This window comes from Fimbriimonadia bacterium (assembly GCA_039961735.1).
Taxonomy (GTDB): Bacteria; Armatimonadota; Fimbriimonadia; order Fimbriimonadales; family JABRVX01; genus JABRVX01.
In genome coordinates, this window is record JABRVX010000016.1 from 1 (window position 1) to 16,672 (window position 16,672).

Annotated in this window: 14 protein-coding genes; 4 read left to right on the plus strand and 10 right to left on the minus strand. The window is 62.6% G+C overall.

The features are described 5' to 3' along the window. The 3 genes from HRF45_06090 to HRF45_06100 form a co-directional block, all read right to left on the minus strand. A partial coding sequence (locus HRF45_06090) for a heme exporter protein CcmB (protein ID MEP0766098.1) occupies window positions 1-639 on the minus strand: 639 nt, incomplete at its 3' end. Further along, the gene (locus HRF45_06095; GenBank protein ID MEP0766099.1) at window positions 623-1,225 is read right to left on the minus strand and encodes an ABC transporter ATP-binding protein; all 603 of its coding nucleotides are present in this window, start codon (window positions 1,223-1,225) and stop codon (window positions 623-625) included. The genes HRF45_06095 and HRF45_06090, both read right to left, overlap by 17 nt. Before the next feature lie 148 nt (window positions 1,226-1,373). Beyond that, window positions 1,374-2,084: a PEP-CTERM sorting domain-containing protein gene (locus HRF45_06100; GenBank protein ID MEP0766100.1), complete on the minus strand. Its 711-nt coding sequence runs from the start codon at window positions 2,082-2,084 to the stop codon at window positions 1,374-1,376. Window positions 2,085-2,439: 355 nt separating this feature from the next. On the opposite strand from HRF45_06100, the gene HRF45_06105 reads away from it, so the two are divergent. Genes HRF45_06105 through HRF45_06115 form a run of 3 tightly spaced genes read left to right on the plus strand, consistent with a single transcriptional unit; the run spans window position 2,440 to window position 7,096 of the window. Next, window positions 2,440-3,273 carry a 4Fe-4S dicluster domain-containing protein gene (locus tag HRF45_06105; protein ID MEP0766101.1) on the plus strand — a complete coding sequence of 278 codons (834 nt, stop codon included), beginning with the start codon at window positions 2,440-2,442 and terminating at the stop codon, window positions 3,271-3,273. A gap of 18 nt (window positions 3,274-3,291) precedes the next feature. After that, window positions 3,292-4,566, plus strand: a complete 1,275-nt coding sequence (gene nrfD / locus HRF45_06110) for a polysulfide reductase NrfD (GenBank protein MEP0766102.1) — start codon at window positions 3,292-3,294, stop codon at window positions 4,564-4,566. Next, window positions 4,553-7,096 (plus strand): molybdopterin-dependent oxidoreductase, encoded by a 2,544-nt coding sequence (locus HRF45_06115; protein ID MEP0766103.1) that lies wholly within the window; start codon window positions 4,553-4,555, stop codon window positions 7,094-7,096. Before nrfD ends, HRF45_06115 begins: the two co-directional genes overlap by 14 nt. A 17-nt stretch (window positions 7,097-7,113) precedes the next feature. Here HRF45_06115 and HRF45_06120 read toward each other — a convergent pair whose 3' ends face one another. The 3 genes from HRF45_06120 to HRF45_06130 form a co-directional block, all read right to left on the minus strand. Beyond that, window positions 7,114-7,917 (minus strand): hypothetical protein, encoded by an 804-nt coding sequence (locus tag HRF45_06120; protein MEP0766104.1) that lies wholly within the window; start codon window positions 7,915-7,917, stop codon window positions 7,114-7,116. Between the two features lie 11 nt (window positions 7,918-7,928). Then, complete coding sequence (locus tag HRF45_06125; GenBank protein ID MEP0766105.1) at window positions 7,929-8,882, minus strand: LCP family protein; 954 nt, start codon at window positions 8,880-8,882, stop codon at window positions 7,929-7,931. Between the two features lie 237 nt (window positions 8,883-9,119). Then, window positions 9,120-12,341, minus strand: coding sequence for a PDZ domain-containing protein (locus HRF45_06130; GenBank protein MEP0766106.1), 3,222 nt, complete (start codon window positions 12,339-12,341; stop codon window positions 9,120-9,122). 220 nt (window positions 12,342-12,561) lie between these two features. Here HRF45_06130 and HRF45_06135 point away from each other — a divergent pair, with 220 nt between their 5' ends. Continuing rightward, on the plus strand, window positions 12,562-14,127 hold the full coding sequence (locus HRF45_06135) for a glycosyltransferase family 39 protein (protein MEP0766107.1): 1,566 nt from the start codon (window positions 12,562-12,564) through the stop codon (window positions 14,125-14,127). On the opposite strand, the gene HRF45_06140 is transcribed toward HRF45_06135, so the two are convergent. The 4 genes from HRF45_06140 to HRF45_06155 all read right to left on the minus strand — a co-directional run bounded on the left by HRF45_06140 (window position 14,124) and on the right by HRF45_06155 (window position 16,669). Next, window positions 14,124-14,507 carry a RidA family protein gene (locus HRF45_06140; GenBank protein MEP0766108.1) on the minus strand — a complete coding sequence of 128 codons (384 nt, stop codon included), beginning with the start codon at window positions 14,505-14,507 and terminating at the stop codon, window positions 14,124-14,126. The genes HRF45_06135 and HRF45_06140 overlap by 4 nt on opposite strands. Before the next feature lie 94 nt (window positions 14,508-14,601). Continuing rightward, window positions 14,602-14,799 (minus strand): hypothetical protein, encoded by a 198-nt coding sequence (locus HRF45_06145; protein MEP0766109.1) that lies wholly within the window; start codon window positions 14,797-14,799, stop codon window positions 14,602-14,604. A gap of 58 nt (window positions 14,800-14,857) precedes the next feature. Beyond that, complete coding sequence (locus HRF45_06150; GenBank protein MEP0766110.1) at window positions 14,858-15,400, minus strand: DUF1579 family protein; 543 nt, start codon at window positions 15,398-15,400, stop codon at window positions 14,858-14,860. Between the two features lie 156 nt (window positions 15,401-15,556). Beyond that, the gene (locus HRF45_06155; protein MEP0766111.1) at window positions 15,557-16,669 is read right to left on the minus strand and encodes a M20/M25/M40 family metallo-hydrolase; all 1,113 of its coding nucleotides are present in this window, start codon (window positions 16,667-16,669) and stop codon (window positions 15,557-15,559) included. Window positions 16,670-16,672: the final 3 nt, after the last annotated feature.

Genomic DNA, 16,672 nt, shown 5'->3' on the forward strand with positions numbered 1-16,672 from the left:
GAACCCCGCCGCCCCGATAGCCAACCCCCATCCAGCCATTCCCATGATCGCACGCCAGCCCATCGCCGCGTCCGCTGCTCCCAACGATGCCTTGGTGGTCATCACTGCCATTCCGATCAACGGGATGAGAACCGGTAGCGACAGCACGGCTACCAGCGACCCCCTGCTGTCCGCTCTCGCCACCAACGCCCCGCTGATTGTCACGCAGATCGCCAGCCCGACACTACCGACTGCGAGCCCCGAGAGCAGTAGCGGCCAGTCCTCCACGTGCATCTGGAGCATCAGCACGCCCAAAGGCACCAGAACGGCTTCGGTCACGCCCAGCAAGAGGCAGTGAAAGAGCATCTTACCCGCCAGCACAGCCTGAGGCCGCGCAGCAAGGCGCAGCAGGTCCGCTGTTCCCATCTCCTCCTCGACGACGAGGCCCCGTGCGAGGGCGGTGACCGCCGAGAAGATGAGCGCCACCCAGAAGACCCCTGCCTGTCCTTCGGAGCTCAGCCCCGTGTTGGCGATCGCAAGGCCGAGCGTGACCACCGTAAGCACGGCAAACAGCACTGCGGCATACACTCCGTGCCGCGTGCGCCACTCGACGGCGACGTCCTTTCCGGCCACGGCAAGGGCTTCAGCAACCAAGTTCAAGTCGCCGCTCCCCGTATCGGTATTCCGATCGGTCGTTCGTTGCCACAATCACGATGCCGCGACTCCGGGCATGCTCGAAGATGCCGTCTACGATAGACCGCCCTTCCTCGTCTAAGCCTGCGCCCGGCTCGTCGAGCAGCAGCACAGGGGGCTCGTGCATAGTTGCGAGTGCCAGACGCAAACGTTGCTTCATCCCCGTGGAGTATGCGGATACCCGTTCATCACCCCGCCCCTGTAAACCGATACGCCGGAGGCACTCATGCGGGTCGAACGCCTTCAGCCCGCGCAGGCGTGCGAAGAAGCGAAGGTTCTCGGTGCCGGTGAGAGCTTCATAGAGGGACTGCTCGGGCGAACAGAGGCCGATAAGGTTGCGCTGTTCCCCCTGGCAGCCTTCGACGGCCACTTCACCCTCGGTAGCTGGGATGACTCCGGCGAGGATCTTTAGCAGGGTGCTCTTGCCCGCGCCATTCCGGCCCGCGACCACCAGGCTGTCGCTTACCTCGAGGTCCAGGTCGAGCGCCCGGAACACCCAGCGACGCTCGAACCGCTTCCCGAGCCCGCGGACCCGCAGCGCCACCCCGCTCATCGGCGCGGATTGTACCCGTTGCCCGGAGCCGCCACAGTCGCCGTGCTTCCATGTTGCTGCAGTCTGAAGACAGTCGAAGGGCGGTGGGGTGACCCAGCCGCCCGAGATTTGCGAGCAGTACCGGCGCTTGGTGCCCGAAGGTGTCCGGTTACTTCCGTCGTCGCGCAGCAAGCAGACCGACGAGGCCGATCGCGAGCGCAGCGATGCTACCAGGCTCGGGAACGTTCGCGAAGCCGGGTGTGTCCTGGCCGCCAACCGGATTGAACTGTCCGATCAGCCAGCCACCAGTTCCGTTCGGATAACGGTACACGTGGCCAGGTGCAAAAGAGCCGTCAGGGCCCACTACGATTGGCGAGTAGTACTTCTCGCTTGTCGTCCCAGTCGGGTCTATGACAATCGAAACCCAATCGAGGATCGACGTCCACGGCAGGATGTCCAGAGTGCCGTTGTCGTCCAGGTCCAGGTCCTGGTTCAGCGAGCCGGTGAACCCGGAAACCAACATGTGCGTAACGTTGTCCGTGTTCTCGAAGTTCAGCGGGTTGCTGCCGGGGAGCACGAGGTCGGGCGTTCCCAGAGTGAACGTCGATTCGGTCACCAGGAAGAAACCGTCTGCCGCGATCGAGTGGCCTGCAAGGTCAACCACGACCTCGATCACGCCGCTGCCGCCGGTGCCGTCGCCGATCACGAGGTACGTGAGATCGTTCAGCGAGTAGCCGGGTGTGCCGAACAGCTCGAAGTATTCGTCGTTGTCCGTGCCGGGCTGGTCAGTGCGGATCTCGTTGATGACGGGAGCCGCAAACGCGGAAGTAAGGAGGCCGAGCCCGAGGGCGCCCGCGCCAATCCTGAAGCCGAAAGCCATTTCGCATCTCCTTTTGCTATCTAGCGGATCAGCCTCCGGCTGGGTCGAGCCACGAAGCAAAGCAAAGCCGGACAAGCGCTCCGGCCAACAAACAGGAATCCTACCTGCATTGTCTGCGCATGGGATAGGCCTTTCACCACGGAGCCCCATGTGGACTTGCGACACGGTCCGTCTGTCTCGGCAACGCGATGTCCGACCCCCGCCTCGAGAGCCCGCCGCTCGCAGCCGAGCGATCTACGCGAGTGCGGGGCCCGGCGGGCTGATAGAGCCCAGATCCGTGCTGCTGCGAGTGCCCCGACGGTTGCATGGAGGAGTTTAGTACGATACGACGAAAGTAAAGTCCGGAGGTGCGGGCATGCCCGAAATGGCCGAGATCGAAGCAGAGCTTGCGCGTGACTCGACGGTGGAGGACCATGAGCGACGAGCCATCCTGGGGCTGCTGACCAAGTGGCTGGGCGGAGCGCTTGTCGGCGCGACCCTGATTCGGGGGGCCGACGCACAGCAGACTTCGCAGCCCACCCCAAAGAAGCGCAGGTATGGCATGGTAATAGACACTCGTAGGTGTGTCGGATGCCGGGCATGCGTGATCGCGTGCAAAGCGGAGAATAAGACTCCTCCGGGGGTCTACTACGCGGTGGTCGTGGATCAGGTTGTGGGGCCGAGCATCGACGACAAGCCGCTGTTCATGACCAAGCCCTGTTTCCACTGCGAACACCCGCCTTGTACCGACGTGTGCCCAGTCTCCGCCACATTCAAGCGCGAGCAGGACGGTATCGTCGTGGTGGATTACGATCGCTGCATCGGATGTCGTTACTGCATGACGGCGTGCCCTTACTCCGCACGCTGGTTCGATTTCGACGAGAACTACCCGGCAGTGGAGCAAGACACTCCGTATCGGAGTGTTCCCTCGCCCGAGTATCGGCAGTATCGAAAACGACGCCAGGGCCAGTCCCCGGTCGGCAACGTAAGGAAGTGCACGTTCTGCCTGCACCTACAGGACGAGCATGGGAGGTACGACAAAGCCTCAGGCCGCTGGCCCGCTTGTGCGAAAACATGTACGGGGCATGCAATCCACTTTGGTGACCTGTCCGACCCTTCAGACGAAGTGTACAGGCTCCTGCGCGAGAGAACGGCCATCCGCCTCAAGGAGGAGCTCGGTACGGAGCCGAGTGTCTACTACCTTATCTGATAGCGAGGCTTCGCAAGCATGGTACAAGCATTAGCAGGATCGTACGACCCGTCCAAGGCGATGAAGCGTCTCTTTTGGGCCGCGGGTATAGTGCTATTCCTGGTGGGCCTGATTGGCTTTTTCGACCGATTTGTCTACGGACACCTACACGCGCACTATGGCAGTATCGTTACGTGGGGACTGTGGGTGGCGGCGTACATCTACTTCATCGGTCTCTCGGCAGGATCGTTCCTCATCTCCTCGTTAGTGTATGTTTTCGGAGTCAAGCAGTTCGAGCAGACTGGTCGCCTTGCGCTGTTCACTGCACTGGTCACGCTGGTGTTGGCATTGCTCTCCATCGTGTTGGACCTCGGACACATGGGCCGTGCATGGCATGTGATGGCCTACCCCAACTTCAAGTCTCCGATGGCTTGGATGATCTGGCTCTACGGGGCGTATATGTTGCTCCTGGCAGCCGAGATATGGTTCGTGGTTCGGCGAGACATGGTGAGACTGTCGGGCGGCAAGGGGCTACGAGCAAAGTTCTACCATCTGCTGACGTTCTTTTGCAAGGCAACTACTCCTGAAAGCGAGACCCGCGACCGCCGTGTCGTTCGAGTGTTGGCGACGATCGGCGTGCCTTTGGCAATCATGTTCCACGGCGGGGTTGGAGCATTGTTCGGGGTAGTGGCCGCACGTCCACACTGGCACAGTGGTCTCTTTCCCATTCTGTTCGTACTGTCGGCGCTGGTAAGCGGGGGTGCGCTGCTGACGATGGTGGCAGCGGTGTTCCAGGATGGCTGGCGGCGCAACAGTCAGACCGTGGTTGCGTTGGGACAGCTCGTACTAGGGCTGTTACTGTTGGACGTGATCTTCCAGGTTTCCGAGTTCCTCGTGGCATTTCGCGGGGGAATACCTGGGCACGTGGCGGGGCTTCAGCTCGTCATCAGTGGCCCTTACTGGTGGGTGTTCTGGGCTTGGCAGGTAGGAGTCGGCACGCTCGCCCCCATTTTATTGTTGGTGCTACCTACCAAACGCAATCCTGCATGGGTATCGCTGGCCGCGCTGCTGATTGCAGCGGGCCTCTTCGGAATGCGCCTGAATATCGTGATCCCGGGCCTCGCAGTCGAAGAGATCAAGGGGCTCTCGCAAGCGGTCGCCTCACTACGCACGACACCGCACTACTTCCCGAGCCTGCAGGAGTTCCTGGTGACCATCGGCATCGGGGGGCTCGGACTGCTGCTCTTCGGCCTAGGGGAACTGCTCTTGCCACGCTCGAGTGACGACTTGGAGGGCAAGTATGTACGTCTTTGATGAGAAGATCGGGAGACGGAGGTTCGTCAAGACGCTCGTTGCGGGCGCAGCCGCGGGCTCGCTGGCGGGTTGTGCATCGTTCGGATCGCGACCGCGCGACCTCCCTTACGACGAGGAAGGACTTCGGGAGTGGGGTCGCGAGGCCGGCGAGTGGATTCCGTCTTGCTGCAACATGTGCGGCGGGCAATCCGGCATCCTGTGTCACGTCGTTAACGGCGTGCTAGAGAAGATCGAACCGAATCACTGGAACCCGAACAACTACACGAACATCTCTTCGGACTTCTTCGATGGCTACACGGAAGAATTCGGTTGCGCCGAGGGCGGAGCCATTTGTCCAAAGGGCAACGCCGGCATCATGGCTCTGTACGATCCCGACCGTCTCCGTACTCCACTCAAGCGTACCAATCCAAAGAAGGGACGCGACGAGGACCCTCGGTGGCAGGAGATAAGTTGGACGCAGGCCGTCCACGAGATCGCGGACAAGTTAGGTGCTCTCCGCGACGCCGGAGAGGCACACAAACTGCTTTGGTGGAGCGAGGACCACAGCTTCACACACATTCAGGACGATTTCTGCAAACTCTTCGGGTCGCCCAACTACTCGATGCACTCGAACCTATGCGATGTGGCACGGAAGGCCAGTTTTAAGATGGTCGTCGGGCACGACAGACCACTTGCAGACTTCATCCAATCGAAGTTCATCTTGCTCTTCGGATGGAACCCTACGAGTGCCATCAAGTGGGTATATCTCCCCAGGATCATCACACGTGCGATCGAGAGAGGTGCGCGGATGGTAGTGGTAGATCCGTACCTCTCCGATACTGCGGCAAAGGCGCAAGAGTGGGTACCGATTCGCCCTGGTACCGACGGCGCGCTGGCTCTCGCGTTGGGGCACGTAATCGTGCGTGACCACCTGTATGATGAGGGATTCGTCACTAACTGGACAGTGGGCTTCCCAGAATACCGGGATTTCGTTCGCGACAAGACACCGCAGTGGGCGGAGAAGATCACATCCGTGCCGGCTGCTACGATCGAGCGCATTGCGCATCAACTGGCCACGATAAAGCCGGCGGTGGTGGATGCATGGAGCGGCCCTGGACATCATTCGAACGGGGTACAGTCGGGCAGGGCAATCGCCATGCTGGGGGCCCTGATCGGCGGCTACGATCGGCCCGGAACCTTGTTGATCCCGGATAAGCGCGGGGAGAAGCACGTCGAGGTAGAGCCGGACGAGATCGCGGAACGCTCCCTGGAGCAGCCTCGCTTCGATGGATTGGAAGACTTTCCGTTCGGACACAAATCCGGTGTTTATGGCCGATGTTTCGAACGACTCCTTACCGGGCAGGGGCCGTACACGCCGAAGATGGGAATTTGCATATTCCAGAATCTCGTTATGAGCGGCCCTGGCAGTTCGAAGGTCGAGGAGGCGCTCAAGAAGCTCGAGACACTGGTAGTAGTGGACACCATGATGAGCGAGACCGCTTGGCTCGCAGACTACGCTATTCCCGGTACCGTGTATCTCGAGCGCTACGACCTCAATTCACACTGGGTGTCATGGCCTGCTCTCGGTCTCAGACAGCCCGTCGTGAAAGCTGCGAAGAGGCTTGCCGAGCCCTATCCCTACCAGGGCGGTATCTACGGCCAGATGGCAGAGTACGAGTTCGTGGCTGCCCTAGGGCGCCGGCTAGGTCTGAGAGACCATGGCGGCAAAGAGTTCTTTTTCATCGGACCGCTCCGAGGCGCACCAATCGAGGACCTGACGGAGTGGTATGAGGACTACCTCAGTAACGAGCTTACACGCGGCGCCCCAGGTATTACCCTAGAGGAGCTGAAACGCCTACCAGGTGCAGTGTGGGTGGACAGAAGTGGTACGCGATACGAGAAATATGCCGAGGCGCTGTCGCCCGAGGAAGTCCGCAGTGCCGTTTTCGAGGGAGGTAGACAGAACGATGGAACTGCTATCTTCGACAAGCCCAAGGATCAACACGGGAAGCGCATCGGCACGGTGATCGGTGGGCGGCCCCTCAGAGGATTCGCCACTCCCAGCGGAAAAGTCGAGTTCGCTAACCCCGCGATGGCCGACCGCAAGGATGCCACAGGCAAGCCCCTGGACCCGCTCCCCGTGTATCTGCCACGCAACTGGCAGCCGGACTCCGAGTACCCGCTCTACCTTATCAATTGGAAAGAGGCGAGCCATACACACACGCGAACTCAGAACAACGCCTGGTTGCTGGACATCAAGCCCAGTAACTCCCTGGTGATTCACCCTGATACGGCGGCGCGACACGGGATTCGGGACGGTGATGAAATTTGGGTGGAGTCGAAGTTCGGCAAAACTCGCGCGGTCGCCAAGGTCACGAAGCGGATCCATCCCGAGGTCGTCGGCGCGCAGCACGGCTTCGGACACTGGAGGTCCGGCAGTAGGGCGATGGGCCGTGGGACTTCGTTCGGAGATCTGAACACGATTGCCTACGACCCCATCAGCGGGCAGGGGTTGCACAAGGAAGTCTGCGTAAAGATCTACCGCATCTGATCTCGTCTAGAGCGTCGTCACTCCGCGCCAGGCACTGACCAGAGGTTCGGGCGTTCCTCATAGGCTACGTTCAGGAACATCAGGTCGGGGTCCAGCGCCTCCACGTGGCCGTCCACGAAGAGCATAACGATCCCACGGTGCGGGTGGCGAGGATGCGTGTTGCCTGGCGCCCAGGGCTTGCCGGCGTCGGTGCGGCGCACGCCCAGCCGCGTGATTCGCCTGGTCTCGCCATCGGCTCGCTCGTTCGAGTTGTCGAAGCCGAGAAGAAACCCGTCGTTGCCGCCAGCCATGGGCAGCGGGTCGAAGCTGCTGGCGCGCCCACCGGCCACCGAGTCGGCGATCAGTGCCGTAGCCGCGGCCCGCTCGATCCGGTTCCGGTCGGCGCCCGCGACCCCCACGAACATGCCGTAGGTCAGCAGAATGTCGCCTGCGTCAGCGACGGGCTCGGGGTTGGTCAGTACCGTGTGCTCCTCTGGGCCGGCAGCTGGGCACCGAAACACCTTCGGGTCTCCCACGCGGCCCACCAGCGATGTCACCCACGTACGCGGTCGTCCCTTGCTGTCCAGGGCGACTTCGCCGTTTTCACCGCGAACGTAAGCGGGAGGCAGGCGATCGCCCGAATCGAGCATGTAGAGCTGGAGCGCGGTGTAGATTCGGTGCATGTTGCTCTGACAACCGACGTAGCGCGCGTTGTCTCGGAAGTAAAGGAAGAGCCAGTAGAGCAGGCCGAGAAGGACCAACATGGCAACGAAAGCCACTCGTTTGTCGGTCGGAGTGAGGTGTAGGCCCTTGCTTCGCTCTTCGCCGGGCTCGGCCGGCATGGTCGCCTGTATCACGAACCTGGCGGCGTGAAGCCGGTCGAAGCGGTCTCGCCCCGCCGCGGCCAGTCCACGGCGTCCAGCATTCTAGAGATGGCTTCGTAGTCGGGTGCGAAGTCGTCAGAACTGATGAAGCGCGTCGGCAGGATGACACTCTTCACGTCGGTCGAGGGGTTCAAGCTGCGCCCCCATAACATCAGCGAGGCGAGCTGGTTCGCGTCTAGTCCGGTGACGCTTCGGCGCACGGTCTCGGCGATGCGCGGAATCGCGACGGGCGGCTGTTCGGCGATTCGGCGCTGTAGTGCGAGAAGAAAGTTCTGTTGTCGCTTCCCACGCATGAAGTCGCTGTCGGTATGCCGGAAGCGCACGTAGCCCATCGCCTGCTCGCCGTTCAGCACCTGAGGGCCTTTCTTCAGGTTGATGTACAATCCCCCCGCGCGGTCCGTGTACTTCATGTTCTTCTCGACATCCACCCACACGCCGCCGACTTCGTCCACCAGTCGCTTGAAGCCTTGGTAGTTCAGCGTCACCACGTAGTCGATCTCGACCCCCAGCATGTTCTCGACGGTAGCTTTAGCCAACGCGGGCCCGCCGTAAGCGTTAGCGGCGTTGATCTTGGAGCGGCCCCGTCGCCCAGGGATCTCCACATAGGTGTCCCTCGGGATGGAGATGAGAAAGGCGCGTTTCTGGCGCAGGTCCAGCCGTGCGACCATCATCGTGTCGCTGCGCGTGTGGTCGAACGTGACGAAGCCTCTCTTGCCATAGTTCGCATCTACACCCAGCGCGAGGATGGTGATAGTGTCCTTCGCGAACACGCGCTCCGGTGAGGTGCCGCCAGCGAGATTCATTATAGCAGCGGTGAGCAGCGGGCTGCCACCCAGCGTCATGCCCGCGCCGAGTGACACTCCGCACAGGAGCGCCCACGAGCACCACTTCAGTAGGACCTTCCAAGTCGGCGAGCTATCCATATACCTCCGGACGAACGGAACTGGGTTCGGGGGATCGAGTCTAGCACTCGGCAAACGACCGAGTCAAAACCTTTGGCCATAACGACCATAGCACGGCCCAGCCTTGCTTCGTCGCCACATTCACGAAGCGGCAACCGGTCTCCTGGGTTCCCGCCTGCGCGGGAACCCAGGACTTTTGATTTGCCGCCGGACGTGGCCGTGACCACAGGAGACTGTCCGTTGCAGGCCGCGGGCCCTTTAGGGTTGGATTAGTTTCGGCAGCGCCAGATTCGGGCGCTTGCTGAAGTCCGGCTTGGGCGGCGGCTCCTTCGCCAACAGCTCCTGCACCATCTCGATGGCCTTCTCCATCTGGGGATCGCGGCCCGCCACGTAGTCTTGCGGCGTGATGTCTATGTCCACGTCCGGGTCGGTGCCGTAGTTCTCCACACCCCACCCCACGTCGAAGAACCAGAACGAGTATTCCGGCTGCGAGGTGATGGTACCGTCGGCCAGCATGTTGCGAGGCCAGATTCCTATCACCCCACCCCACGTGCGTTTGCCGATCAGCGGCCCGAGGCCCATCAACTTCCACGCGTGGCTCACGATGTCACCGTCGGACCCGGCCCACTGATTGGTCAGCGCCACCATCGGGCCCGCGACCGAGAAGGGCGGATAGGGCTCGGGCTGGCCCCAGCGCGACACGTCGTAGCCGATCCGCTTGCGCGCCAGCTTTTCCAGCAGCAGGCATGATACGTGCCCGCCTCGGTTGTAGCGCACATCCACGATCATGGCCTCGCGTGCCACCTCGGCTAGGAAGAGGCGGTGGAACTCGGCATAGCCTTGGGGTCCCATGTCGGGTATGTGTACGTAGCCGACGCGGCCCCCGGTCTTCTCGTGCACGTAGCGCCGGTTGGCTTCCACCCACTCTCGATAACGCAGTTTGAACTCGCCTTTGAGCGCCTTGACGGTGACATCGCGCCTGGCTCCGTCCGTACCTTCGATTGTCAGAACTACCTCCGACTCTGCTTGGTGGACTAGCGCTTGGTAGGGCGAGAAGTCTTTGGACAGCGGCCGACCGTTCACAGCTAACAGTGCATCACCGACACTTACGTTCACTCCTGGTGCCAGAAGGGGTGACGAGCACTGATCCTCTCCCGGCGCGCCGGGCAGGATGGAAGTGAAGCGATAGTGGGTCCCGTCGAAGGCGATGTCCGCACCCAGGAAGCCCTGCGGATAGGTGGGTTCGGGTCGGTAGTCGCCCCCGAACTCATAGGCATGCGAGGTGCCCAGCTCGCCTTGCATCTCCCACACCAAATCGGAGAACTCTCCACGAGTGCTAACACGATCTATGAGCGGTGAGTAACGGTCCCACACCGCGTCCCACTCGATCTGCGACATATCCTCGGTCCAGAAGTGCTCGCGCTGCAGCCGCCACGCCTCTCGCGCCATCTGCTTCCACTCGACCGGAGGAACCACTGACAACTTGATACGTGTCAGGTTCACCCATCCGGACAGTCGTCCCGGCTCCTCCTTCTCCATCCTCTCGTCTGGTTTGGCACCCGCCTTCACGACGCGTAGCCGAGCCCCCGCCTGGTATGCCATCGTCTTCGAGTCGCGAGAGAGGGTGAAACCACTCATGCCTTGCACCAGGGGCTCCACCTTCTGCGTATCGAAGTCGAACATCTCCAGCGTTGCGCGCGCGGAAGGCTCGGTCTCCGGCCAGGGGATGTCCAGAGCGCCCATCGGCTGTACGGAGGTGAATAGCACCTTGCCGGGGATGCCGGCGATGCGCTGGTAGATGCCCTCTGCAACCGGGAACGCCAGCACGCGATTGGTGATGCCGTCCAGATCGATCTCCACGGGCTTCGGGCCTTCTTCCTTCTTCTCGCCCTCTTCTGCGGGCGACGTCTCCGGCTTGGCCGGCTCGAGCGGGCGCGGTTCTGGTAAGAACGGCGAGCGGGCATCCGCCTTCAGGGTGATTACATACGGCTTCATCCCTTTGGGGAAGCCGAGATCGAAGTGAAGGTTGTCATAAACCGGGTTCAGCACTCGCATGCCGAGGAAATAGAGGTACTTGCCCTCCGGATCGAACGCAGGTTCGACGTCGTGCAGCACGGGCTCGGTGGCAAAGTGCGTGTCGCCCGTCTCGCGGTTCCACAGCTTGATGGCCGTCACGTAGTTATCGAGCGGGAGTCCGTAGGCGGCCCAGCGTCCGTCCGGCGACCAGCAAAACCCCTGGATGGGACGTGCCTGGCTGGCGTCCACTCGCGCACACGTGCCAGCTTCCAGATCCACGAACACTAACTCGTTGCGATGATTCGCGAGCAGTGCATGGTCTGCGGTGGGCGAGATGCGCACTTCCGCTGGCCGTCCGATGTCCAACCCTTCGATCCGTTTGCACTCGCCGTTCTTCGTGTCATGGATATCGAGTGCGTAATCGCCCCCCTCGTCCGTGACTGTCAGCACGCGCTTACCGTCGTTCAGCCATCTCGTCAGCCGATACCTGGCAGGAGCATCGGGGTGCCCTTGCGACACGACCGCGCCCTCCCAATTGCCCATCACGAAGCTCTTGCCACGGGCGTTGATGGCTAGTGAGTGCCCTTCGGGATGCAGGTCGTAGGTTTCGAGATACTTGGCGGCATCCACGAACTTCCGTTGACGTTGCGCACGCGAGCCCGTGTACTCGACGTTCACCTTTTCGTACCTGTCGGACTCGATGTCGTACACATACAGGTCCGCGCCAGAGTGGTACACGATTCGCTTTCCGTCGCTGTTAGGGAATCGCACGAAGTAGTCGGAGTGGTGGGTGTGCCGCTTCAGGTCCTCGCCTTTCGGCGTGCAGGAGTATAGGTTCGCGATGCCCTCGTGATCGGAGATGAAGTACACCCGCTCGCCGATCCACATCGGTCTCGCGAGGTTGCCCTTCAGCTGGATCAGACGCTCGAACACCCCGTTGCCCTCCCGGTCGATCCACAGATCGCCCGCGGTGCCGCCACGATAGCGCTTCCACCTGGCAGGGTCGTTGTTGTTACGTCCCAGCACGGTAGCCCTTCCACAGTGCACCCAGATGCTGACGGCGGGTCCGACGGGCCACGGCTCGTGCATACCACCTTCCGGCCGGATCGCGTGCACGTAGCCGATGCGGTCCCGTGGTTGTCCGTAGTCGGTGCTGAACAGGATATATGAGCCACACGGCGTCCACCCGAGTACCGTGCTATTGCAGCCGAGGTAGGTGACCCGGCGCACGGGCCCGCCCTCGGCTGGCATCACGTACACCTCGGGGTTGCCCTCTTCGCGCCCTGTGAAGGCAATGGTTTTGCCGTCCGGCGAGAAATGCGGGTTGGCGACGGCACCCAAATTCGCGGTCAAGCGACGCGCGACGCCGCCCGCCGCGGGCACCTCCCACAGATCGTCCTCGGATACGAACACGATACGGTCGCCGTAAATCGCGGGGAAACGATAGTAACCGGATGCAGACATTGCGCAGCCCTCCCTCAGTACAGCGGCCCGGCCCCGAGGCCGGGTCGTCCGCGGACAGCGCTCAGGCGATTGCCCGTTGCGCCACCATCTCTATCGGTTACGGCGACCAAAGAGGGCTCTCCTTCTCAGGGGCCCAGCGGCCGTCCCGGCGCCAGCCAGGTGCAAAGGAATAGGCCGCTCGCAAGCGAAACCCCCAATCGTGAACCCTTACGAAGTCGGGATGCGACCGAGCACCGGGTGGAGCTGGCTCGTTGCGGCTCTGCTCGTCGGCGTTCTTCTCGGGTTCACGGCGAGCCGGTTCGGGCTCTTCGACCTGGACGAGGGGTTCTACGCATCGGCTGCGGCGGAGATGGTGCGGAGCGGCGACTACCTCACGCCGCGGTACGCCCAGAAGCCCTTCTTGGAGAAGCCTCCGCTGCTCTATTGGTGCATGGCTGCATTTCTGCGCATGGGGGTCCCGGGCGAGTCGGCAGTGCGCTTGCCGTCCGTGCTTGCTGCAACCCTGCTCTTGATCATGGTAGGGTGGGCGGCTGCAAGGAGGGGAGCGGGAGTGCTCGCGGTCGTGGGGCTCGCCGTCACCCCGATCTTCTTCGGTCTGGGCAGCCTGGCCTACACGGATATGCTATTGACGCTCTTCCTCACCGCGGCGCTCCTGCTTTTCTGGAGCTCGCTGACCGGTGGTCCGGCGTGGCTACGCGGGCCGATGGCGATCTGCCTCGGACTCGCCACACTCACCAAAGGCCCCGTCGCGCTGGTGCTGTTTCTGCTGATCGCCGGGATCACCTACTGGAAGATTCCCTCCGTGCGTCATGCATATCGGAAGTGGTGGGTGGAAGCCGCCATCTTGTACGTATTGGTGGCCGTGCCTTGGTACTACCTCATCTACAAGGTGCACGGGTCGGAGTTCTTCTCCGAGTTCATTCTGCGGCAGAACCTCGGGAGATTCGGCGGCGGAGACACCGCGCACGCGGCGCCTATCTACTTTTACTTGCCGGTGCTCCTGGTGGGGATGTTCCCATGGTCGCTCTATCTGCCCTGGTTGGCCGTGCGCTCGCGCGGCGACGCCTTCCACCGTTACTGCTGGATATGGTTCTGGGTGGTGTTAGTGTTCTTCTCGCTGAGCGGCAGCAAGCTGCCCAGCTACATCCTTCCGGCGTTCCCTGCCGTCGCGTTGCTGCTACCCATCGTGCCCTTCGAAATAAGGACCAGCGGGTCGCCTTCGCGCGCGTGGGCGACGCCGCTGATCGCCACCGGCGTAGTAGCGCTTTCCGGCGCCGTCTCACTGATGATGAGCACGTGGAACGTACCGGTGGGAATAGGAGACGCATTGCGGCTGACCGCTCTGATGCTGGCAGTGATGCTGATAGTGGCAACGCTACTCACGCGAGTGGTGCGGGTGGAGGTGGCCCACTGCGTAACGCCGGTGGTCATCGGCGTCGGTATCGTACTACCATTGGCTCTCGTAGGCATACCCGCATACTATGACGAGACTCACCGGGATGTGCACGTGTTAGCACAGAGGGTGAAGCCGCTGGTAGAGGAGGGTGCGACATACGTCCTCTACCGCGTCCGACCTGGGCATCCCAGCGTAATGTTCTACATGCCCAAGCAGGGTGTCAGCGTCGGCGACGTGCACGCCGCCAAGCCGTATACCGGGCACGGCGAGGTGCATATCACCTTGCGCGAGCACGTCGCAGAGCTGCAGCAGCTCGGGCTGACCGAGATTGATGCACAGGGCAAGTATGTTGCGATGCGTTCGGCGCCAGCCGAAAACGAGGAGCCCTAGCGGCCGCAGTAGGCCACGCAGGAGATCTGCACCATGGCCCCGTCTTGCAGCGCCGCCTGCATCACGGACCTCGCGGGTAGAGGTGCATCGAAAAACTCCTCGAAGGCTCGATCCAGCTCCGGAAGCAGGCTTAGATCGCTCATGCACACGTCCACGGAGACGATGCAGTCCACCGATGTCCCAGCGGCCTGGAGCAGCGCGGCGATGTTCAGCAGGGCGCGCTGCGTTTCCGCGTGCACCGTCCCTGCCTCCAGGCGTCCCGTAGTGGGACTAATCCCCCGCTGACCGGATACGAACACCCAGTCTCCCACTCGAAGGGCGGGTGAGTACGCTCCGCTGGCGGGCGGAGCGGCCTCGGGGGCGATGGCTTTGGTGATCATGGCGCACCTCGTGAGCAAGCTGTCTCCACACGGATTATCGGCTCACGCGGTGCGCCGGCCGATGGGCCGTCGGAAAGACCGGCCCGCCCAAGCCTCAGTCTTGCGCCCAGGCGGGAAGACCGCGCATGAAGCTCTCCGCGCGTTTCTTCGCCACTTCGGGGCCGATCGGCCCCTGCCACGTGGTGAACCAGTGCGCGATCCCGTCGCGAACTTCCTCGAACGACTTCAGGTTGCCTTGCTCGTCCGTGCAGTACTTGCAGTAGATGTCGGACGGCCCCTTGAACTCGGGCATGTGCAGCGAGGCGCTGCAGGCGTGACAGTGCATCGGAGTGCACCTTCCTTCCCAGTAGTCAGCTGCCGGGCTTCTTCCGCGTGTACGTGGCTTCAATCACCGGCGTGTACTCTTTGTCCTTCCTCGAGTCCAGGCGGACGTCAATCTCCGTGGCCGATTTCGGCTTGAACTGCACACGGTACTCGAGCGGCGGAGCGCCGGACAGCGCATACGGCTTCGACAGCATGACGAGCGTATCCCCCTCGAAGGCGCCCGTCATCTCCATCGGTTTCGAGGCGCCGTTATCGAACCACCAGGCTCGGTACTTCTTGATGTCGGCGTCGAAGGTGAGAAGCAACAGCCCGGGCCAGTCTTCTCCCATCAGCTTGGACTTGTGCTCTTGGCGCACGTAACGTCCGCCTAGGTCCCACACGGACTGGATGTCCGCCGTGAACGGCACCTCCCCGACTTCGGTGAATGCCTTTTCATCGCCCGTGAAGTTGCCCACCAGGAACTCCAGCTTCTTCAACTCGGCCGACGTCTGATTGGTCATGGTCGCCTCCTGTGCGCCACCGCTTGCCGCCAGTGTGCACACGGCGGCGATGAGAATGTGTCGTGTCATCTCGGACCCCCAGTGCGGCCGTCGGGCGGACGACGTCCCCCGAGCCGCGAATGCCGCCTAGGCTTCGGCAGAGGCATCTTACCAGCTATAGCCCAAGCGTGAGGACTGGCAGCTTCCGCCGCAAGCGGCGGAAGCACCTAATGGAGTCGGACCCTTTTAACCCACGGCAACCAACCCGAGCAGCGCCAGCGTGAGGTCGGCGGTGGCGTGCAGGTCGGAGATCGAGCAGAACTCCTCGTGCGTGTGGTTCTTCTGCATCCCGGTGCACACCACCACGCTCGGGAGCCCACGGGCATTCAGCACGTTGGCGTCGCTGCCTCCGCCTGCCTTCCGCAGCGCGCCCGACATGCCGAGCGAGCGAGCCGCGCTCTGCGCCACGTCCACCACGCGCTCGCCTGGAGTTCGCGCATATCCCTCGAAGGATGCGTGCTCGCAGACGACTGCCGTCGCGCCGCGGCGCTGGGCTGCCGCCTCGAAGCAGGACCTCATGTGCGCGATCTGCGCGTCCAGCTTCGTCTTGCTTAGGCTTCGTGCCTCCGCGCTGAACTCCACGCGGGGGCACACCACGTTCGTCGCCTGCCCACCCTTCAGCACTCCGACGTTCGCCGTAGTTTCTTCGTCCAGCCGTCCGAGCTTCATGCCCGCGATAGCGTCGGCTGCCACTTCGATGGCGCTGATGCCGTCTTCGGGGCGCACTCCCGCATGCGCCGCCCTGCCGATCACCTCGCCGTGCAATTCGGTGAGCCAGGGAGCCTGAGCGATATAGGTGCCAACGGGGGGACCGGCGTCCAGCACGAAGGCCATCTCGGCCCCCATGGCTTCGATGTCCAGCGCCTTGGCACCGAGCAGCCCGACCTCCTCGCAAACTGTGAACGCCACCCAGAGCGGGCCGTGGGGCAAGCCCTCCCGCCTCACCTTCTTCAGCGCGTAGAGAAGAGGCGCGACGCCCGCCTTGTCATCGGCCCCGAGGATGGCCGAGCCGTCCGTGCGCACGATACCGCCCTCCACTACGATGGGCACGTCGGGGTTCGGCTCCACGGTGTCCACGTGTGCGGTGAGAAGTATGGTGGGGGCGCCCGTGACGGTTGCAGGCACCTCGACGATCAGGTTGCCGGCATTGCCGCTGGCCGCGGCAGCCGCGTCGTCCTCTATCGGCTGCAGTCCGAGCGCTCGCAGCTCCTCCGCCAAGAAATCCTGCACCGCCCGCTCACTGCGCGAGGGGGAGTTGATGTGGCAGAGCGTAAGGAACAGGTCGAGAAGCTCGTCCATCCC